Source organism: Methylobacter sp. BlB1 (assembly GCF_015476545.1).
GTDB lineage: Bacteria > Pseudomonadota > Gammaproteobacteria > Methylococcales > Methylomonadaceae > Methylobacter.
Window position 1 is genome coordinate 15,460 of record NZ_JADMKV010000038.1, and the last position, 21,458, is coordinate 36,917.

Here is a 21,458-nt window from a genome sequence, read left to right on the forward strand (position 1 = left end):
ATTACTGACATCAAATCAATCAGAATACTAAGGGATGGTAAAGCTCCATCCCTTGGCTTGGGAAATACTACAGTTGACGGTGCAGCTTTGCCATTTCCAGGTTTTCTTGGGCCGCTTTTTCATAGGCATTAACCAATCCTCGGCAATGCGATTGAAGATCTAGTGCCCGCTTACCATAGAGATAGCCTTTTGCCTCATAGTGGCTGAGAAGCTTTTTATGCTCATCGGCTTTAAGCTGCATGTCTCTCGCCGCGTCTTCGTAATGCTTTGCCAGCGCTTCATGATCGGCCTTGGATGCTGCGTTTTCCAGAGCTTGGCTCATGTCCATGGGATGAGAGACCATTTCGCTGCATGCAGTGGCTAAGCCTATGGCTAAAAGTAAGGCAATGAGTAACTTTGTTTTCATGGATGTCCTCCTAATTTATTAGCCGTGAAAGAAACAATTGATTCATCACGTTTTTTATAATTCATAGAGGCACGAGACCCGGCTCATCATTACCGCTATGAGCTTTTACTTTAAGCACAAACTGAGCCATTATTGAAGCCGGTCGATTAGCTATTCTTCAGCTTGCAATTGAGACAAGCTGCACAGCAATGGTGCATGAGCGGAATTACATGCATCTAATTAAAGCAAGGGTAAAAATATTAATGTCCCATGGGTCGCCCATTGCGTATCAGCTGGCACACTAGGCCTATCAAGGCAACAGTCCCAGATTCTGTCCATACAGATCAGGCGCTCCTTTCACCTAGAGCGAATTTTTTAAAATGAATATTGAAAGCCTGCAGTTGCCTGAACATCAGGCGATTCATCGCCGAATCCGGCCCCGAGCCCGCCGGTCAGCACCATTAACGGGGTAATCTGCCGGCGGAGGCCCAGCTCCACAAGGTTCGATTCCTCATGCTTTTTTCGTTCCTCCCGACGCACCAGATCGACGATCATGATCGTATCCGTGCCTATCCGGAAACTGTAGCCTAAAACCGCTTGGTAATAATTCTCCCGCTCATCGTCCAGCCGGCCGCTGTTGTGATTCCAGGCGATATTGAAATGCAGGACGTTCCACCAGTCGCCTCTGACCAGCATTTTGGACGCGATGAACTTCAAGGTCGTGTCAGCGCCATTGCTGTTCTTGCCGGAGGGGATGTCCACCCGGGCCGATACGGCAAAGGCCGGCATAGTCAGTGTTTCTATATTGAAGTTATACAGCGCTCCGAGACGGACATTGCCGCTGCCGGTCCGGTCAGCATCCCCCAATAGGAAAGGGGCCTCCACTTCCAGCTGCCAATTGCGGGCAAAGCCGTATTCCAGACGTGGCGCCAGGACAAAGCGATCCTTGTTGTCATCGGTATGCTCATAGCGGAACAGGCCTTGAATTTCCCGATTCAGATAGGCCGTGGCGTAAGCATCGACCACCTGGGTGGGCAGCCCTTCTTCTAGATTGGTATGGTCGGCTGCTTGGGCGGGAGGCAGTATTGATATCGCCAGCAGCCCGCCAACGAGCACCTGAAAAATCTTCTCCAGCCAATTGCTGCGTTTCGGAGTTCGCTGTCTTTTTTTTCGATTCATTGCAGATATCCTCATCCAGTCAATTCATGGCTAGGGCTTCTTTAGCGCCTGGGGAATGGACGGCTCCAACGCCATCGCCATAGGCTCCATGTCCGGCATATCGGCATATTTCTTCTGCCAGCTCCGCAGCATGGTTTCGATCATTTTGGTCGGTGTGGCTCCCGGCTCCATGGCTTCGGGCATCATTTTCATGGCCGGCATGATGGCCTTGAGGGCATCCATTAACGAGCCCTGCTTTTCGCCCGGTTGCATGCCGGGCGTCAGTTTCAGGCGGAACTGCGCCATCATCTGCTGCTTCATGCCAGGCTTGACCCCTTCCGGCATCATGGCGGGCATCATTTCCTCCAGCATCTCCTTCATGATCCTGTTCATGTCACCCTCCGTGCCTTTCATCCAGTCATAGTAAACGCGGATGTCCAGGTCTGGGTGGGGCAGACTGAATTTCCGGACCAGCTTTTCGTCGCCGGGCTGGTAGCTCATGGCTTTGATGACCCGGTACAGCTCTTTTTGCTTTTGCTCCAGATTCCAGCCTTCGTAGGCCAGAATGTCATAAGCGATGCCATGGAGCATGTGCAGGTTGTCAAAAATATTGGCCGATTCGGGGCTCAGGCGGGAGTAGCGGGGCATGACCTCGCGAGACAGCAGCATTCTCTGGGGACGGTCTTTGAGTATCTCCCTTTCCATCGTGGCATTGGTCTGCTCGACCATTGTTTCCTGCTCCCGGTCATTGCCGCCGGTCATCATGGCTTCATAGATAGCCGGATGCCACCAGTGCGCCACGTAGAAAAAGTTGTTCGACTGGGGGTAGTAATTGCGGAAATAGGTAAAGTAAGGCTTCATCATGACCCCGGCCCTGCGCATGGTGACATCCAAGGGCGCAGGACTCCTGGGAATATCCAGCTGGGTCAGATAATAGTGCACGGACCGGTCGGTCCATTGTTTCTTGTCCTGCCAGGGGATGCTCTGGTCGGACAGGATGTCGTAGGTCTGCTCGTGATGCATATGCGTCCAGTCGATGGCCCGGTAAAGCTGCCAGGCGACCCGGGCGATATAAGGGCCGTAATAGGCCATGGTCGGCTCGGTCCTGGGCGGATTGAAGAGCATGTGCACGAATTCGGCGTCGGATTCCCGGTCTGTCTCTTCATGGTGGCTTAAAGGGGTCAATTGTAGGATATCGTGCTGTTTGGCATGGGCAAAATGGATCGCGGCGGAGTAGCGGAAAGACCGGTTATGGCGATCAAAAAATTCTATGTTGTAAGGCCCCCGCAGAAAGGAGACCTCATTGCGCTGTTCCCAAGCCATCGCTGACGGCCCGGCTAGAAAAAGCAGGCTCAGGCCAAGGACTGTCACGAGGGGCCGCTTGTCCGACCGAGGGTAGGGTGCCATAAATCCTCCTGATAAAAAGCCGCTAAAGCCTCAAACACTGAAGCAATACAGATGCAGACGAAGCGTGGTAAATAAGATGTACAGATTATTTTGAGTAAAAAACAGCTGTATTTATAGGATGAATCTCAGCTTGAATAGAAGTTTTTTAAGCAAAAATTGAGAAACGCAGGGAATAAGCCTCTGATTATTCCCTGCCTTACGCCGCAGTCATTTATCCAACGACACCTCACGCATAGCACAGCTCCTTATTAGGCGACTCATAAACGAGCCCATTTAAGCCGCAGCGCATTGGCGATCACCGATACCGAGCTAAAGCTCATCGCTGCCGCCGCAATAATGGGCGACAGCAGCAGGCCCAATGCCGGATACAACACGCCGGCGGCGATGGGCACTCCCAAGCTGTTGTAGATGAAAGCAAAGAAGAGGTTCTGGCGGATATTGCGCATAGTAGCCCGACTGAGCCGGATCACCCGCACAATGCCGCGCAGATCGCCTTTCACCAGCGTTATGCCTGCGCTTTCCATGGCCACGTCGGTGCCCGTGCCCATGGCGATGCCCACATGCGCCTGCGCCAAAGCCGGTGCATCGTTAATGCCATCACCCGCCATAGCAACCTTGCGCCCTTCAGCTTGCAGTCGCTTGACCATCGCCGCCTTCTGGTCGGGCAGCACGTCCGCTTCGACCCGATCGATGCCGAGCCGACGCGCTACCGCCTGCGCAGTAATCCGGTTATCCCCGGTCAGCATGACGATATGCACGCCTTCCTTGTGCAAAGCGGCGATAGCTTCCGACGTGGAAGCCTTGATCGGATCGGCCACCCCCAGCAGGCCCGCTTCCCGGCCGTCTATGGCCACCCACATGATCGTCTGGCCTTCCTGGCGCAGCCTGTCCGCCGTCTCAGCCAAACTGCCCATTGGAATGCCCAAGTCGGCCATCAGCAACGCAGTGCCTAGCGCGACCGAGTGGCCCTCCACTTGGCCGGTTACGCCCCGTCCCGTCAGGGATTGGAATTCCTCCACGGCTACAGGCTGAATGCCGCGCTGCTGCGCACCCTGAACGATCGCTGCGGCCAAGGGGTGTTCGCTGCCGCGTTCCAAGCTTGAAGCGAAACGCAATAATTCTCGTTCATCTGTCTCTTTAGCCGGCACCACGGAGACCAGTTGCGGCTTGCCCTCGGTCAGCGTGCCGGTTTTGTCCACCACCAGGGTATCGATTTTTTCTAGGATCTCCAACGCTTCAGCATGCTTGATCAAGACACCCGCCAGAGCCCCTTGTCCGGTGCCTACCATGATGGACATGGGCGTCGCCAGACCTAAGGCACAGGGGCAGGCGATAATGAGCACGGCCACGGCGTTGATAATGCCGTGAGACAGGCGAGGCTCCGGTCCCCAGACAAACCAGATGATGAACGTGGCAATGGCAATAGCCACGACCGTTGGCACAAAATAGCCTGAAACGGTATCGGCCAGTTTCTGAATAGGTGCACGGCTGCGCTGTGCCTCGCCGACCATATGGACGATTTGCGCCAGCAAGGTATCGGCCCCTACCCGCTCGGCACGCAGCAATAAGGTACCGGTCCCGTTCACGGTGGCGCCGATCAGCCGACTGCCAGCCCCTTTTTCTACAGGGATGGGTTCACCGGTCACCATCGATTCGTCGACCGCGCTCGCACCCTCAAGCACGATGCCATCGACCGGCACTTTCTCGCCGGGGCGCACCCGCAGCACATCGCCCGGCTGCACCTGTTCCAAAGGCACATCGCGCTCACTGCCGTCTTTCCTCACAAGACACGCAGTCTTCGGCGCAAGCCCCAGCAGCATTTTAATCGCCGCTCCCGTGCGGCTACGGGCACGCAGTTCCAGAACCTGTCCTAACAGCACCAACGTGGTGATGACGGCAGCCGCTTCAAAATAAACCGGCACCCAGCCGCCCATGGTATGCAAGCTGGCCGGAAACAGATTGGGCCAGACCGTGGCCACCAGACTGTAGAGCCAGGCAACGCCGATGCCCAAGGCGATCAATGTAAACATGTTGAGGCTGCGATTGACCAAGGAAGCCCAGCCGCGCACGAAAAACGGCCAACCGCCCCAGAGCACCACCGGCGTAGCCAGCGCCAATTGCAGCCATTGCAGCTTGCGCGCATCCAGAAAGCCAGGCAGGGCGGCCGGATATAGGTCATGCCCCATGGCCAGCATGAACAATGGGATGGTTAATGCGGCACTGATCCAGAAGCGTCGCGACATATCTCTGAGTTCGTGATCTTCGGTTTCCACTTCAGCGGTTCGCGGTTCCAGGGCCATGCCGCAAAGCGGGCAGTTCCCCGGTTCATTGCGCACAATCTCAGGGTGCATCGGACAGACATATTGGGTTCGCGCTTCAGGGCTTGGCTGGGCTATTGGCTCTAAAGCCATGCCGCATTGGGGACAACTGCCCGGCTGCGACTGACGGATCTCCGGATGCATCGGGCAGGTATATACCGGCGCTGGGGTACTCGGTTGAGTTTTTGTAGCCATTTGCAAGTGCTCCAATAGAGTAAACAAAGGGTGGCGTGTCTTTTCCTCGGCGCCAGCAGCGCTGGCCAGGAAATAATAAGCGATGCGGTGTTGCAGCATGGCTTCCATCTGGTGCGCTTCAATGCAACATAGCTCCTGATACAGTGAGGGGGCAATCGTTGCAAAGACTTTCACCAGTTGCGGATCGAAGTGGCTGCCGCTGTCTCGCTCGAGCATGGTGATGGCATCGAACACCGGCCATGGCTCCTTGTAGGGGCGTTTCGTTGTCAGGGCATCGAAGACATCGGCGATGGCAAATATCCGCGCATTCAAAGGGATGGCCTCGCCTTGTAGCCCCAGCGGATAACCGCTGCCGTCGTATCGCTCATGGTGAGATTCAACCACATCCCGCGCACCGCTCAACCAACTCGATTGGCTTAAAATATCCGCGCCCAGCGGCACATGGGTTTTCATGACCTCGAATTCTTCCGGTGTCAGCTTGCCCGGTTTGAGCAGGATGGGATCACGGATGCCGATCTTGCCGACATCGTGCAAAAAGCTGCCTGCGATCAGGTCGTGAATTTTCGCTCGGGAGAGTCCGATCGTCTCACCCAGCCGCAGCGCATAAAACGTTACCCGGTAGTTATGACTGTTGGTATCGGAGTCGCGCTCGGCGATCGCACAACCGAGCACGTTCATCAGCTCCAGGTTGCCTTTCAGCAGATCGCCGGACAACTTGATCATCCCCCGGCTGAGCGTCAGCAGGATCGGATACATCAGGAGCGTCGTAAACGTAATGCCGAGCGTGACAAACACCAGCCTGCGAGTCAGGTCTTCCTTGATCGAATTCAACGTCTCGCGATCAACCTGATAGATGCCTTCGAAATAACCGGTCAGCGCATCCTGGGCATCATGCAGCGGAATCAGGATGACCAGCAGCAGTTCGCCTCGGACATAATGAAACTCGTGAAAAGACTCACTCGCCGCCTTTGGAAACCCATGGCGATAGCGATCGATGTCTTGTTCGGCAAGCTCCTGTCCCGATCGAACGATTTCCAGCCTGAGTTGCTGATTGCGGTCATACAGCTCAACGACCAGGAAATGCTGGTTGACCAGTTGCTGCGCCAAGTCCGTCAGATGTCGGTAGGCCGTGGCGTCGAGCCGTTCCAGGTTGTGGGCGGATGTCCCGCTGAATGTCGCGGATTCTCTGAGTGCGAGGTCGTGGACGGACTGCTGGATGCGATCAAGCTCCAGCCATAAGAAGATGCCGCCGAGTGCCACGCTGAGGAATAGCCATCCCAGAAACAGCCGGATCAGGATTTTCCGATGGATGAACCGGCTCGTGGCCAGCACGGCTCCCGAATCCGCCCTGACGTCATCGCCCTTCCTCGTCGTTGCCTCCGAACCGTTCATACCGCCGACTTATCTGCCACAAATTTGATGTCCCTATGCCAGCGCCAAATCACGTAAATCGCCGGAATCACCAGCAGCGTCAGCAGCATGGCCGAACCGATCCCGCCGATCATCGGTGCCGCCAGGCGTTTCATCACGTCGGCGCCGGTGCCGGTGGCCCACATGACCGGGATGAGTCCCAGGATGTTGGCCAGCCCCGCCATGGCCATGGGGCGGATACGCTCGACCGCGCCTTGCTGCACGGTTTCCAACAGGTCTTGCAGGGTTCGAAGCTGCCCCGATTCTTTGCGCCGCTTGCAGGCTTCGTCCAAATAGGCGAGCATCACGGCACTGGTTTCGGCGGCCACTCCTGCCAGTGCAATCAAGCCCACCCACACTGCAATGCTCATGTTGTAGCCAAGTAAAGCCATGTACCAAAGTCCGCCCACCAGCGAAAGCGGCACACCGAGCATGACCATTAGCGTCTCGGCCACTGAACGGAAGGTCAAATAGAACAATACAAAAATGATGACCAGCGTCAGCGGCACAAAAATCTTGAGCCGCGCCTTGACCCGTTCCATGAACTCATATTGGCCGGACCAGGCGATAGTATAGCCGGCCGGCAGCTCGATCTTGTCTTTCATGGCCTGCTTCAAGTCCTTCACGTAGCTGCCCACGTCGCGTCCGGCCATGTCCACATAGACATAGCCTGACAACATGCCGTCCTCGTCGCGGATCATCGAGGGACCGCTGACCATACGCAGTTCGGCGAGTTGGGCGATGGGCACTTGAGCACCACTGGGCGTGCTGACCGTCAGGCGACCCAGTTTATTGATGTTATCGCGCAGTTCGCGCAAATAACGCATATTGACGGGATAGCGCTCGCGTCCTTCGACAGTCGTAGTAATGCTTTCGCCACCGATGCCGGATTCAATAATTCGGCTCACATCCATGACCGTGAAGCCGTAACGGGCGATTTCGTCGCGGTTGATGATGAAATCCAGGTAGTAGCCGCCGGAAACCCTCTCGGCATAAACGCTACGGGTACCTGGGACGTCCTTGGCAAACATTTCGATGGCCTTGCCGATGTCCTCGATCTTTTTCAAATCCGGCCCGAAAATCTTGATGCCTACCGGTGTGCGCACGCCTGTGGTGAGCATATCCAAACGCGCCTTGATGGGCATGGTCCAGGCATTGGTCACGCCAGGAAATTGTAAAGCCCGGTCCATCTCTGCGATCAAATCTTCGTAACTCAAGCCTTCACGCCATTGCTCCTTGGGTTTAAGCTCCACCACGACTTCCATCATGCTGAACGGCGCCGGATCGGTGGATGTGTCAGCGCGCCCGGCTTTACCGAACACGTGATCAACTTCGGGAAAGGACTTCAACTTTTGATCCATTTGCTGTAACAGTTTGCTCGCCTCTGTTACCGAAATGCCTGGCAGGGTGGTAGGCATGTAGAGGATAGTGCCTTCATACAGCGGCGGCATGAATTCCGTACCCATGCGCTGGAATGGCACAACCATGCTGGCCATCAGCAAGAGGGCGAGTACCACCATGCTGACCCGAAAACGCAGCGCCAGGGTCAGCAGCGGCGCATACATCCGCTGCAAAAACCGAGTGACCGGGTGGCGCTGTTCAGGGATGATGCGCCCACGGATGAGGAGCGGCAGCAGGGCCGGAATCAGCGTCACGGCCAGTATTGCGCTCATCGCGATAGATAGGTTCTTGGTCAACGCCAGCGGCGTGAACATGCGCCCTTCCTGGGCCTCCAGCGTGAACACCGGCATAAATGCGATGGCGATAACCAGAAGAGAGGAAAAAATCGCGGGTCCTACTTCCTTGGCGGAACCGATGAGCACTTGATTGCGATCGCCATTCCCTCCATTGTCCTTCCATTCTTCCAGTCTTTTGTGGGCGTTGTCCACCATGATGATGGAGGCATCCACCATGTCACCTACAGCAACGATGATGCCGCCGATGGACATGATGTTCAAGCCGACGCTAAGAAAATACATCGGAATAAAGGCGATCAGGATGGCAAGCGGCAGAGTGATGATGGGAATCAAAGCGGACCGGATGTGGAGCAAGAAGCCGACGATGAGCACGCTAACGACGATCAGTTCCTCGATCAGGTTTTCATTGGCGGTAGCGACGGACTCCCGGATCAAGTCGCTACGGTCGTAGACAGTGACAATCTTGATGCCCTTGGGCAAAGACGATTCGATCTCCTTGAACTTGGCTTTAACGCGACCGATCACTTCCAGCGCGTCTTCGCCGTAGCGCATGATCACCACGCCGCCCACCGCCTCGCCCCGGCCATTCAGCTCCGCCACACCTCGTCGCATGTCCGGCCCCAAACTCACCGAGGCCACGTCGCGCAGCAGGATCGGCGTGCCCTGGATGTTGACTCCCACAGCGACTTTTTCAATATCGGCAGTGGACTTGATGTAGCCGCGTCCCCGGATCATGTACTCGACACCGGAAAACTCGACCACCCGCCCCCCCACATCGAGATTGCTCATCCGTACTTTGTCGATGATCTCGTTCAGGTTAAGCTTATAAGCCAGCACCTTGGTGGGATCGAGATTGATTTGATACTGGCGAACGAAGCCGCCGACACTGGCCACTTCGGCTACGCCATCCACGGCGCGCAGCCAGTAGCGCAGATACCAGTCCTGGAAGGAGCGCAACGAGGCTAAATCCTGCTGCCCGGATTCATCCACCAGGGCGTATTGGAACACCCAGCCCACCGCTGTGGCGTCCGGCCCCAATTGCGGCGCCACCCCTTCCGGCAGTTTGCCGGCCAACTGGTTGAGATATTCCAGCACGCGCGAGCGCGCCCAATAGATATCGGTACCGTCCTTGAACAGGACATAGACGTAGGAGTAACCGAAATCCGAAAATCCCCGCACGACTGTCACATTGGGTGCGGACAGCAAGGCCGTGATGATGGGATAGGTGATCTGATCTTCCACCAGGTCCGGAGAGCGCCCCATCCACGGGGTATAGACGATCACCTGGGTGTCGGACAAATCCGGCAGCGCATCGATGGGGGTGTTTTTCATGGCCCACAAACCGCCAGTGGCCAAGCCAAAAACCAGCAGAAAGACGATGAAGCGATTTTTGGCGCAAAATTCAATTAGATTTTCGACCATGGCCCTACCTCAGTGTTTCATGCCCGGCATGCCGCCGACCGCCGATTTCAATTGGCTTTCGGAGTCGATCAGGAAATTCGCTGAGGTTACGACGTGCTCGCCTTCCTGAACACCTTCCAGGACTTCCACCCAGTCCCCGGCACGCACGCCTAGTTTGGCATTACGCCATTCGAGCCGGCCACCCCCGAGATGAATGAAAATGATCTGCCGTTCTCCGGATTCCAGGATCGCATCCTTAGGTACAGCCAGCCGCACGCCCAGCGGTATCTTGAGTTCCAGGTTGGTATACATGCCGGGTTTGAGTCGTTCCCCCGGATTATCCAGCTCGAAACGCACCTTGGCGGTACGGGTCTGCGGGTCGACGGTAGGATAGATAAAGCTGATGCGGGCTTTCAGTGAGACATCCGGTGCGTAAGACAGACTGACATTGGCGGTCTGGCCGGTCTCGATGAGCGGCAGCTCGTATTCGTAGATGTCGCCGACAATCCAGATATGGGACAGGTTGGCGATCGTGTACAACTCGTCGCCCGGCTTGGTCTGCAAACCGGCCACGGCCGTCTTGGTGATGACCGTGCCGCTGAGGGGCGCATGGATGGGCAAGGTGGTCAGCACCTCGCCGGTGCGCTCCAGATCGTGAATATGGCTTTCGTGAATATCCCACAGCAACAGCCTGCGGCGTGACGCTGCCAACAGGGCTTTTGCACCGGCCGCCACTTCCGGGAACTCGCTCTGCCCCAACGTCCGGCTGCTGCGCAGCGCAATCAGGTATTCTTCCTGAGTGGCCACCAGCTCCGGACTGTAGAGCGTGAACAGGATTTGGCCTTTCCTGACATGCTCTCCCGTATAGTTGACGTACAGCCGGTCGATCCAGCCCTCCAGTTTGACGGTGACACGGGCAAGCTGGCGCTCATCGACTTCCACCCGGCCTACCGTGCGGATTGTCCGCTCCAGCAGGCGCTGTTCCGCCGGCTCGAACTTGACGCCAATGGATTGAAGTCGCTCCAGGCTGATGACCATGGAATTCTCGGGCGGCGCCAAAGCTTGGTTTTGAGCAGGGATGGCATGATCTTCTTGCATCGGTTGAGCTTCATCTCCCCTCTCATGACCCTGATGAGCTGGGGCTTCGGCACGCTCGGCAGGCGCTGGTGGTGAGACGATCGCCGGAGGCTGAGGCCGCAAGAAAAAAAACAAGGCCAGCGTCACCAGGGTACCCAGGACTATACCGATGAGCAGGTCGCGAAATCGTAATCTCATGGCGTCTCTCCCGTGATGCCTTCCAGCCGGGCCAGGGCCTTTTCGTGCTCGGCCAATTCACTGTGGTATTCCAGCTCATTTTCCTGCAAGGTCAGCAAGCTGTTCAGGAGCGTCAGAAAGTCCACCTTGCCCACCGCATAGCTGGCCTGGGCCGAAGTCAGGGTCAGTTGCGATTGTGGGATAATGGCATCCTTCAGCAGCTTGACAAGCCGTTCCGAACGCTCGGCCTGAGCCAGGTTATCTTTGATCCGGGCCAGAAGTTCCTGCCGTAGCGCCTGCAAATCCTGGAAGGACGCTTCGCGTCCGGCGACCGCCTCACGCACGCCCTCTCGTTGCTTAGTGGCAAAGTAGAGCGGCACTTTGACGTTCAGCATAACCTGGTAGCCGTCCATCTTCATGGCCGTATCGTGAAGCCCTCGCGCATCCAGTTCAAAATCAGGATAGTATTCCCGCTTGGCGAGAGCGACGGACCGATCGCCACGTTCCAGGGCTTTTTGCTGGCCATGCAATAAAGGCGAAGTTTGGTCCACGAGTTTATTCAGCTCGTCGGGCGAGTGACGAAGCGGCGTAAAGCGCATGCCCTGCGGGGAACCGAGCGGATCGTTGGGCAAGCGGTTCAGCAGACGGTTAATGTCGGCATGCAGCGATTGCCGGCGCTGCTCCAGCGTAGCAAGGCGGGCGAGCAAGCGCGAAATCTCCGTCTGCGCCCGTAACACATCCTGCTGGGCGGTCTGGCCAACGCTATAACGGGCCGTGGCGGTTTGCTCAAAGTCCTCCAGCAGCAACTTGTTCTTGCTGACGACATTGATTGAAGCATGGACAAAATGCAGTTCGTAGAAGAGCTCTTTCAATTGGGCAATGACCGCCAATTGGGTGGACAGGTAATCCTGCTCCAGACGCTCGGCATCGCGAGAGGCGATCTCGCCCCTGAGTCGGAGCTTGCCGGGAAAAGGGACCTCTTGGCTCATGCCGTACATCACTTCCTTCTGTGGCGCCATATCTCGGTAGCTGATGCCCACCTTGGGATCGGGTAGTGTCTGCACCTGGGGAATCACGGCTTTGGCGGATTCCCAGCGCTGGCGGGCCGCCTGGATATCGGGATTGTAGGACAGCACCTCCTGGACCAGCTGGTCCAATGAAGCCGGTTGAATACCCTCCTCGGCACCTCCTAATAGGGGCCACAACAGACTGGCCCACAGCAATGCGGATTTCATGATGTTTCTCCTGGGTGATGGCCACCTGTCTCTTCTCCGGTGGGTTTGTAAGCCCGGTACAGGGCGATAGTGCCGGATATAGTTCGATAATGGCTGACCTCTTCTACCGAGTGAAAGCCAGCCTCCGCCATGAATGCCGGCAACAGCCCTCGGATATTATCGTGGGCCTTCGCGGCCCAACGTACCGCTAGTGAGATTAACCACATCGTCCGATCCTGCGGTTTGCCGAAATCGGCCACGTGCAGATCCCCGCCGGGCTTGAGTATACGGAATGCTTCCGCTAGCGTCCGCCGTTTATCTTCGCGCGTCAAGTGGTGTAGCATCAGGCTCGCGAACACGCGATCGAAAGTCTCGTCATCATAGGGCAAATCCGTCGCGGTGCCCTGTTGCAGGAGGATGGTCTCTCGTGCCTGCTCGGCCTTTTTGCGTGCGATGTCGAGCACTTGAGGATCGACATCGAGCCCATAGACGTCTGCGGCCGGATGGGTGCGTTTGATCAACAGGGCAAGTGTTCCCGTTCCGCAGCCTATGTCCAGCACACGTTGGTTAGGCTGGATGCGGGCCTGCGCAATCAATGCGGTCTTTAAGGCTTGTTCAGGATACAAGCGCCGTATGACCTCATCGTACCACGGTGTCAGCCAATGGAAATGAAGTGCCGGAATATACTTAGATAAAATCTTCATAAGCCTAGGCATTAAGAAGTGGGTCGGCGTACGGCTCGCGACGCCGCACGCCGATCCCAAAACTGGCGCCCGACTTTGACCATCTCCAGGATCGTTAACGGAATAAAACCTACCCCGATCCAAGCGGCACATTGATAAAGCGTGATCGGCTCGATACCAAACAGAGTTTGCAGCGCCGGAATATGGTGAATGGCCAGTTGCAGCAGAAAACTGGCCACTACGATCAAAAACAGCCGCAAATTGGTAAACAGGCCCATCTGCCAGATGGTGCGGTAACGGCTGCGGGCGCCGAAGGAACGGATGAGCTCTGCAATGACCAGCGCAGTGAACGCGGCATCGCGGGCTTGATCCAGGCTGGCTCCTCTATAAAACTCGTAGGCGAAAGTGCCGAAGGAGACGCTGGCAGTTAAAAATCCAGTGAACAGGGTAAACTTGAGAAAATTCCGATCCAGCAGCTCGGCCTGAGGACTGCGCGGCGGCCGGCTAAGCGCATCGGCGTCAATCGGATCGGTAGCCAAGGCCAATGCGGGCAATCCACCCGTCACCAGGTTGATCCAAAGCAGATGTAAAGGCAACAGGGGCGATGGCCAGCCGACCAGTGCGGCAAAAAGCATGATGGCCAGCTCGGCAGCGGCAGCGAACAGCAAATAAGCCAATGTCTTGGCGATATTGTCGTAGATGCCTCGGCCTTCCTCGATCGCCGCAACAATAGAAGCGAAATTGTCATCAGTGATGATAAGGTCGGCGGTCTCTTTGGTGACCTCCGTGCCGGTAATGCCCATGGCGATGCCGATCGATGCCTCCTTGAGCGCCGGCGCATCATTGACGCCATCGCCGGTCATCGATACGACGGCACCGGTCGCTTTCCAAGCCCGCACGATCCGCAGCTTGTGTTCGGCCGTGACGCGGGCATAGACCGCGATTTGCCGCACCTGCTCCTGGAGTTCACCATCGGACATCGCCTCCAGTTCGGCACCTAAAGCCACTTGACCTTCATTATCAAGAATCCCTAATTCATGAGCGATGGCCCTGGCCGTGTCGGGATGATCACCGGTAATCATCACGGTTTTGATGCCGGCTCGTTTGCATTTGGCCACCGCTTCACGAACCTCGCCGCGCGGCGGGTCTTGCAGACCAACCAACCCCAGCAATACCAGGTCCTGTTCAATTTCAGCCGCATCAGGCAGAGCTGATAGATTGCTCGGGAACGATTCCAGAACCCGCTCGGCGAAGGCCAAGACCCGCAACGCATCGTGGGCCAGCAGTTTACTGGCACGGACCATAGCGGCCCGGTCCTCGGCCGTCATGAGTCTAACGCCATCCTGGGTGCGTATAGAGTTACAACGCTCCAGAATGACTTCAGGAGCGCCCTTCACGAAAGCACGGGGCTCATGCGGTACATCCCTGTACCGCACCCTTCGGGCGCTAGGCGTGCAAATCGGCTTTCCTGCCGATTTGTCATCTTCCCAGCGTCGAATGACGGTCATACGCTTGCGCTCGGAATCGAAAGGCAAGACTGCCAACCTGGGCATTTCAGCCTCAACAGCTTCACGGTGAATACCCCACTTCGCCGCGGCCACCAGCAGCGCCGCTTCGGTCGGATCACCTACGATATCAGGGCGCCCATCCTTAACGGTCAACTCAGCGTCGTTACAAGCCGCAGCCGCCCATAACAGAGCGAACAGCGCAGGATCGTCACGCTGTTCCCGTCCCTCAGAAATGAACAGGCCGGACGGCTGATAACCTTCTCCGGTGACACTGAACAGACGCTCTTGCGTGACGATCTTGCGCGCGGTCATGGCGCCGACTGTCAGGGTGCCGGTCTTGTCGGTACAGATCACCTGAGCGCAGCCCAAGGTTTCTACTGAAGGTAAACGCCTGACCAACGCATTGCGTCTGGCCATGCGTTGCACGCCTAAAGCGAGCGCCACCGTCACCACGGCTGGCAATCCCTCTGGAATCGCCGCTACCGCAAGGCTGATGGCGGTACGGAACAGGTCGAATGGTTCATCACCACGCAGCAGACCCAAGCCGAACACCAGTGCCACGATGCCTAAACAAATCCACAGCAAACGCCGTCCCACCTTGTCTAGCCGACGCTGCAACGGTGTTTCATCGGCTCCCGCCGTTTGTAGCAGATTAGCGATATGTCCGACCTCGGTATTCATACCGGTTGCCACCACCAAGGCACGTCCGGACCCACCGACAATACTCGTGCCGAAAAAGAGCATATTGCGACGTTCGGCCAATGGCGTATCCCCAGGCAGTATCCCGACCTGTTTCTTCACCGACTGTGATTCGCCGGTAAGCGGTGCCTCGTTCGCGCGCAGTTGTGAAGCGTCCAGAAGTCGGGCATCCGCCGCCACCAGATCGCCGGCCTCTAATAGCAGGATGTCGCCGCCTACGATCTCGGCGGCGGCTACCACGGTGGCATGCCCGTCCCGGATGACGCGGGCTTTTGGCGTTGCAAGGCGTGCCAGTGCGGCCGCCGCCTTGCTCGCACGATATTCCTGGAAGAAACCGATGATGGCATTCAAGATCACGATGGCCAGAATGGCGCCGCCATCGATCCGCTCCCCGAGAGCAATGGAGACAGCGGCTGCAACGATTAACACCCAGATCACCAGACTCTTGAATTGGCCCAAGAAGAGCATCAAGGGCGAAGTACCTTTGGCCTTGCGCAATGCGTTAGGGCCGTCGCGCTCCAAGCGCCGCCGGGCGTCTTCCGCCGTCAAACCTTGAACCGAATTGGTTTCGAGTTCCACAGCGAGAGCCTCCAGAGATCGGTCATGCCCTTGCAGCCGGACAGCACCAGGGCTTTGCGGAATAACCAAGGGGGTTGCTCGGAAATGCGGGAAGAAAGCTGGCGTTTCCACTCGATAGCGGGCATAGGCTGTGCCGAACTGCGCCAGCGCCTGGCCTTCCTCTCGGCGTGCCAAGCGGACATACATAAACACCAGTACCGGAAACATCAACAGCGTCGGCAAAGTCGGCCATTGCAGCAAAAAACCCAGCATGATGAGGATGAAAGCCGCGTACTGCGGGTGACGTAAGCGCGCATAAGGTCCCGTAGACGCCAGGGCATTGTGGCGTTGCGCTGCGTAAAGCGCCGACCAGGCTGAGGCCAGCAGCCAGAAACCGGCAATGATAAAGGCTATACTCAAAATATGTAGCGGATCTGTGTGGGGATCGCCCTTCCAGCCCAGCAGGGTATGCCACAAGTGACCGGCCTCATGGGAAAAAAAGTCGATGTCGGGATAATGGCGGCTTAGCCAGCCGGACAACCAATAAATGGTCAGCGGAAAACCGTACATTTCCGAGAACAGCGCGACGAGAAAGGCCGAAAAGGCGCCGAAAGTACGCCAGTCGCGGGCGGTGCACGGTTTGAAAAAGCTGAACGCAAACAGGATGAAGAACAGCGAATTGACGGCTACCAGTCCCCACAAGCCGTAAACGGACGTATCATGCATAACTAATCCTCCTGGTTGTGTTCATGGCGGTGCCCACTGCCATGCATGAAAAAATGCATCAGCGGACAGGCCAGCAGCAACATGTAAGGCAAGATGCCCAAAAAGTGCGCACGGTGCTCCGTCAGCAGAAAAAACAGAGCCACAACCAGAAGCACCGCCAGGGCTATTTTATACCGTAAACCGGATGGATGCGTATGGCTACTATGAGTCCTGAAAACCATATTAATGCTCCTAATAATTGTCGCCGTCGCGACGAATTCAATTAACTGTTTGGGTGCGTTACGGTGTAAGCAGCACGTCGAACGCATCCTACTTTGCGGGCCACGAAGAGCACCTAAGGAGAAATGCCTTGGGCCTTGCCCAGTCCGTTCGGCCTCTGCTGAGCCCAGCGTTTCGATGCCTCTACCGGGACTAGCACACGATCACTATAGGCTGCGAATTGCGGGGTGATCTCGGGAAGCGGCTGGTCGAACCAAATCTTTTTCATGGTGGGCTTATCGATCTTTTCAGAAAGCAGCAAAATCCCTACAGGTCAAATGTCGTTAAGTTAAGGTTTTGAGTTATGACTATTTATAACCAACTCGATTGGGTTGTGTATCATTAGAAATAAAAAATCCTCCCAAGTTGGTTCCATCCGCACCTGTGACACCTTTATTGGCCTTGACAACCAAACAAGCCTCACAAACGGCGTGTTTAAGTAATTGAAATGACTTTGCCCCCTACGGACCCCGCGTAGGAATGCTGGCTAACAAGCAGTGGGCTGCTTCCGAAATTACCCTTTTGCCCCTTACTTCGCTTGTCAACGTTCCAAATATCCAGTCTCCTTGTCCGACCAAGCAGATGCTCGTGTCCCGCCATAGGAGCGTGCCCTTTTCTTTGTCGTAGAGAAAACCCGCCGCTTCCACCTTGCCTCTGCTGCCGGCCACATTCAGATCTACCAAGGCTAAGATCATGATCCACCTTTCTCCAGGTGGGCCGAGGCGTTTGATCAATGCCAGGTCCGCTGCCCGCAGAGTATCGTATGTCAGTTCAGGTGTTCCGCGAGCCATAGCGCTCAGAAGGACAGCATATCCTTTCTTTCTTAGGTTTGTTGCCGCCTCAACACGCAGCCAGTCTTCAAGATTGACCGCGGCAGCCTTATCAGTTCTGGCATCGACCGCCGGCAATAGCGTAATCTGGTCTATGAATTCCGGCTTAAATTCGGCAGCTCGGTAGAATGCGGGGTCGGTGGTAGCACATCCCGCTAGCAAGAAAACCGCACCGATCAACAAAACAATTACCATCAACTTGTACCAACGCATCGTCATCATATACCCTCTTCTTTACTTTATCCGTTTGCCATTCAGCCCTCTTTTTCACCATCAGCACCTGTTCTTAGAACCGCTTTAAGTGTTGCTGACTTTCAGTGTATAGTTTCCTCACTGCTAGAGTTTCATTGCGTTTTACTCAGATCCTGCCAAAAATCTCTATACTAATTAATGTAATGACAATTAGTTTTCCCATTTATCGCGATTTCCACATAAAGAACAGGACTACACGAAAAGATCAGAACCAGAAACGCACCCCGGCAACGAGCCGCGCTTCCTCGGCATCTTTGCCGGACGCTCGGATAGCATCTGCGGCAGAGCCAAATCGGCTGGCCCATTCAATGCCGATATAAGGGGCAAACTCCCGTTGAAATTCGTAACGCAGGCGCAGCCCCGCTTCCATGTTGGACAAGCCGCTGCTCACGTCTCGCGAGTCATCTCGCCGGCTATAAAAATTCATCTCGACACGGGGTTGCAAGATGAGCTTTTGCGTCAGCAATAAGTCGTATTCGGTTTCGAGACGGAATGCCGTACGCCCTTGCTCGTTGACATAAGCCGTTGCTTCCACATAAAGCCAATAGGGTGCCAGCCCCTGAACGCCGAATGCGAGCCAGCCGCGGTCTGTACCCTTGCCGCTGTCGTAACGGATACCCAATTGCGTATCCCAATAAGCGGTGACAGCATGGGCCCAGAGCAACTCGTTGCGCGCGTCTTTAAACTTGCCGTCCTCAATCTCGCCTTCGGCTCTGATCAGTGCGCGATCATAAGTCTGTCCATACCAAGCCTGCCAGTCATAGGTCATAGCCGTGCTATTACGAGTCATTACACTTTCAAGCCGATCAACCCAAAGCGAACCATGCTTATCTTCATCCCCCATCTTGGGCCTTGGAATCGGCCCGAAGTCATAGCCATCGGAATAGGCATGCGGATCGCGGACGTTTGGCAGAACCGAATTTTTTTGTTTGGATATAGGTTCTCCATTCTGATTCATAGCATGCCCGGCATGTGGTGTTGCGTCCGGCATGGCATGGTGAGCCATAGCTGGCATAGCTTCCTTGTCTACGGCCGTTTCTACTGGAGCTGTCACTGAGTCGCCTCCATGCGTTGCATTATGGGCTATACGCTCGGCCGCTACAGAATGGTGACTGTGAGAATTATGATCGACAGGGGGCTGATATTCCTGAGCCCAGGCAGAAGATATCTTAAAAATCATTATGATGGCGATTGCATTGATTCGGGTGCTCATCATCGCTTCCCGCTCCATTGTTGCTGGCTTCATGCTCAGGCCACCACGACTTCACGCATCATACCGGCATGCATGTGATAAAACAGATGGCAATGCCATGCCCAGCGTCCCAACGCATCGGCAGTAACCTGAAAAGTCACCCGCTGCGCCGGCTGCACAATGATCGTATGCTTGCGTACCTGAAAATGCCCATCAGGACTTTCCAGGTCACTCCATAGACCGTGCAAATGCATCGGATGAGCCATCATCGTATCGTTGACGAAGATGACGCGCAGCCGCTCGCCATAGCGAAAGTGCACCGGCGTGGATTTACCGAACTCGAGGCCGTCAATAGACCAGCTATAACGCTCCATGTTGCCGGTGAGGTGGAGCTCAATTTCCCGATCTGGTTTTCGAGGGTCCGGCGCTCCTCCCAGGGTATGCAGATCGGCATAGGTGAGTACCCGGCGGCCATTATTCCTCAGGCCAATGCCAGGATCATCCAGATTGGTGCGTGGCGTATCGACCCGCATATCGACGCTGGGGCCATATTCTGTGCTGGCATGGCGCACAGTGACGTGCCCCATGGCATGCGCATGATGATCCATGCCCTCCTCGTGATGCATCTCCGCCATGTCGTCATTCCCCATGTTGCCCATCATATCCATCATAGTAAGTGACTCGGGTTTATCCAGCGAGGGCAGTGCAGCCTTCATACCGGCACGCGTAGCCAAGGTACCGCACGCATAACCGCTACGATCCATAGTCTGGGCAAAGAGGGTGTAGGCCTCGTCACTAGGCGTAACCAGCACGTCATAAGTTTCGGCGGCGCCGAGGCGGATTTCGTCCACCGTGACAGGCTCGATGTTTTGCCCATCTGCTTGGACCACTTGCATCTTGAGGCCAGGTATACGGAGGTCGAAGAAGTTTTGGGCAGTAGCGTTAATCAAACGCAGCCGCACCTGTTCGCCCGGCCGAAATATCCCCGTCCAATTACCGGCTGGGGTGGTTCCGTTCATGAGATAGGTATAGGTGAAAGCGGAAATATCGGCCAAATCAGTCATATTCATGCGCATCATGTTCCACATGTGCCGCTTACTGATAGCGGCTCCTAATCCTTCATGCCCCATGTCTTGCGAGAAATCCAACGCCGTAGGCTGATTGAAGTTGTAGTAGTCGCTTTGTTTCTTGAGCTTGCCGAAAACCGTCATCGGGTCTTCATCCGTCCAATCTGACAGCAGCACCACATAATCACGATCAGCTTGAATAGGATCGGCTCCAACCGGATCAATGATGATCGCCCCATACAGCCCGGTCTGCTCCTGCATACCGGAATGAGAATGGTACCAGTAAGTGCCAGATTGCTGGACTTTGAAGCGATAGGTAAAGGTTTCCCCAGGGGCGATGCCTTTGAAGCTAATGCCCGGCACACCGTCCATTTCATAAGGCAGAATGATGCCGTGCCAATGAATTGACGTCTCCTCGGCCAGTCGGTTGGTGACGCGAATCGTCACCGTGTCTCCCTCACGCCAACGCAGTGTCGGTGCCGGCATCGAGCCGTTAACAGTCGTTGCCACACGTGGCTCACCGGTAAAATCCACAGGCGTTTCGGCTATGGTGAGATCAAATTCAGTGCCGACAAGCACTTCTGCGGGCGTTGCTATCTTTGCCTGCGCTGTTTTAACCCAGGACGGTAGCGCCAATAGCATGCCGCCGACAGCTAATCCTTTAATAAAACGCCGACGGGAAGGATCAGGTAAATTCAGGAGAGCTCGGGAGATAGGCTTCATTGTGATAAGTATTAGATCTGGGTCGATAAAGTTGCAGTCATAAGGCTCAGGCTGTCATTACTTTAATGGCTATGCCCACTGCCGCCATGTTGGGCATGACTGTCGTCATGCGATCTATCGGCAGAGCTAGGGGAATCTGTTGCCCACGCAGAAACAGCGCCTAATACAAAGAGTGATTAAGGCCAATTGCAGATATTTCATAGGTTTCTCAGGTATATTATTGGGTGTGGGGTTTTTATTGATTGTCAGTATGTTTGTGCGTATGACTGCCAGGCGAGGCTGGTTCAGAACGGCTCGCGTTAATTTCCGAATTGCGCAGCGCCCCCTGAGACGCCATGACTTTGCCAGTCAGTTTGTCGATTTTCTTCACGGTTTCTTCGGCCGGCGGGGTTTCGGCAGCAGTCGACATGTGCATTGCACTATGGCTGCCATGAGCGTCGTGGTCCGTAATGGCGATGCTGTGTTCGGAAAAGCCTATGGCGGCGAGGATAACAAAAACGGGGGCAATCAAACTTTTCATGAG

15 protein-coding genes and 1 pseudogene are annotated in these 21,458 nt (G+C 55.7%); all 16 read right to left on the bottom strand.

Annotation, left to right across the window (positions count from 1 at the left end):
* Window positions 1-67: 67 nt before the first annotated feature.
* The 16 genes and pseudogenes from IT781_RS14265 to IT781_RS14335 all read right to left on the bottom strand — a co-directional run bounded on the left by IT781_RS14265 (window position 68) and on the right by IT781_RS14335 (window position 21,455).
* A complete protein-coding gene (locus IT781_RS14265) occupies window positions 68-406 on the bottom strand; it encodes a hypothetical protein (RefSeq protein WP_194970840.1) in 339 nt (112 codons plus the stop codon).
* A gap of 354 nt (window positions 407-760) precedes the next feature.
* Window positions 761-1,564 carry a transporter gene (locus IT781_RS14270; RefSeq protein WP_194970841.1) on the bottom strand — a complete coding sequence of 268 codons (804 nt, stop codon included), beginning with the start codon at window positions 1,562-1,564 and terminating at the stop codon, window positions 761-763.
* Window positions 1,565-1,594: 30 nt separating this feature from the next.
* The gene (locus IT781_RS14275) at window positions 1,595-2,950 is read right to left on the bottom strand and encodes a hypothetical protein (protein ID WP_194970842.1); all 1,356 of its coding nucleotides are present in this window, start codon (window positions 2,948-2,950) and stop codon (window positions 1,595-1,597) included.
* A 257-nt stretch (window positions 2,951-3,207) separates the two neighbouring features.
* Window positions 3,208-6,855: a heavy metal translocating P-type ATPase gene (locus IT781_RS22730; protein WP_194970843.1), complete on the bottom strand. Its 3,648-nt coding sequence runs from the start codon at window positions 6,853-6,855 to the stop codon at window positions 3,208-3,210.
* On the bottom strand, window positions 6,852-9,992 hold the full coding sequence (locus IT781_RS14285) for an efflux RND transporter permease subunit (protein ID WP_194970844.1): 3,141 nt from the start codon (window positions 9,990-9,992) through the stop codon (window positions 6,852-6,854). Before IT781_RS14285 ends, IT781_RS22730 begins: the two co-directional genes overlap by 4 nt.
* A gap of 9 nt (window positions 9,993-10,001) precedes the next feature.
* Entirely contained in the window at window positions 10,002-11,246 is a 1,245-nt protein-coding gene (locus IT781_RS14290; protein ID WP_194970845.1) for an efflux RND transporter periplasmic adaptor subunit, read from the bottom strand.
* On the bottom strand, window positions 11,243-12,460 hold the full coding sequence (locus IT781_RS14295) for a TolC family protein (protein WP_194970846.1): 1,218 nt from the start codon (window positions 12,458-12,460) through the stop codon (window positions 11,243-11,245). Before IT781_RS14295 ends, IT781_RS14290 begins: the two co-directional genes overlap by 4 nt.
* A complete protein-coding gene (locus tag IT781_RS14300; protein ID WP_194970847.1) occupies window positions 12,457-13,143 on the bottom strand; it encodes a class I SAM-dependent methyltransferase in 687 nt (228 codons plus the stop codon). Before IT781_RS14300 ends, IT781_RS14295 begins: the two co-directional genes overlap by 4 nt.
* Window positions 13,144-13,154: 11 nt before the next feature.
* Window positions 13,155-15,977 (bottom strand): cation-translocating P-type ATPase, encoded by a 2,823-nt coding sequence (locus tag IT781_RS14305; RefSeq protein WP_370527013.1) that lies wholly within the window; start codon window positions 15,975-15,977, stop codon window positions 13,155-13,157.
* A gap of 12 nt (window positions 15,978-15,989) precedes the next feature.
* Window positions 15,990-16,613: pseudogene (locus IT781_RS22890) on the bottom strand (isoprenylcysteine carboxylmethyltransferase family protein); the annotation flags it as partial.
* A 2-nt stretch (window positions 16,614-16,615) separates the two neighbouring features.
* The gene (locus IT781_RS14310; protein ID WP_194970848.1) at window positions 16,616-16,834 is read right to left on the bottom strand and encodes a DUF2933 domain-containing protein; all 219 of its coding nucleotides are present in this window, start codon (window positions 16,832-16,834) and stop codon (window positions 16,616-16,618) included.
* Window positions 16,835-16,947: 113 nt separating this feature from the next.
* Window positions 16,948-17,100: a hypothetical protein gene (locus IT781_RS14315; protein WP_194970849.1), complete on the bottom strand. Its 153-nt coding sequence runs from the start codon at window positions 17,098-17,100 to the stop codon at window positions 16,948-16,950.
* Between the two features lie 232 nt (window positions 17,101-17,332).
* Window positions 17,333-17,923 carry a hypothetical protein gene (locus IT781_RS14320; protein ID WP_194970850.1) on the bottom strand — a complete coding sequence of 197 codons (591 nt, stop codon included), beginning with the start codon at window positions 17,921-17,923 and terminating at the stop codon, window positions 17,333-17,335.
* 235 nt (window positions 17,924-18,158) lie between these two features.
* Entirely contained in the window at window positions 18,159-19,199 is a 1,041-nt protein-coding gene (locus tag IT781_RS14325) for a copper resistance protein B (RefSeq protein ID WP_228779159.1), read from the bottom strand.
* Window positions 19,200-19,201: 2 nt separating this feature from the next.
* Window positions 19,202-20,935 (bottom strand): copper resistance system multicopper oxidase, encoded by a 1,734-nt coding sequence (locus IT781_RS14330; protein WP_194970851.1) that lies wholly within the window; start codon window positions 20,933-20,935, stop codon window positions 19,202-19,204.
* Window positions 20,936-21,170: 235 nt separating this feature from the next.
* The gene (locus IT781_RS14335; protein ID WP_194970852.1) at window positions 21,171-21,455 is read right to left on the bottom strand and encodes a hypothetical protein; all 285 of its coding nucleotides are present in this window, start codon (window positions 21,453-21,455) and stop codon (window positions 21,171-21,173) included.
* Between the last annotated feature and the right edge of the window lie 3 nt (window positions 21,456-21,458).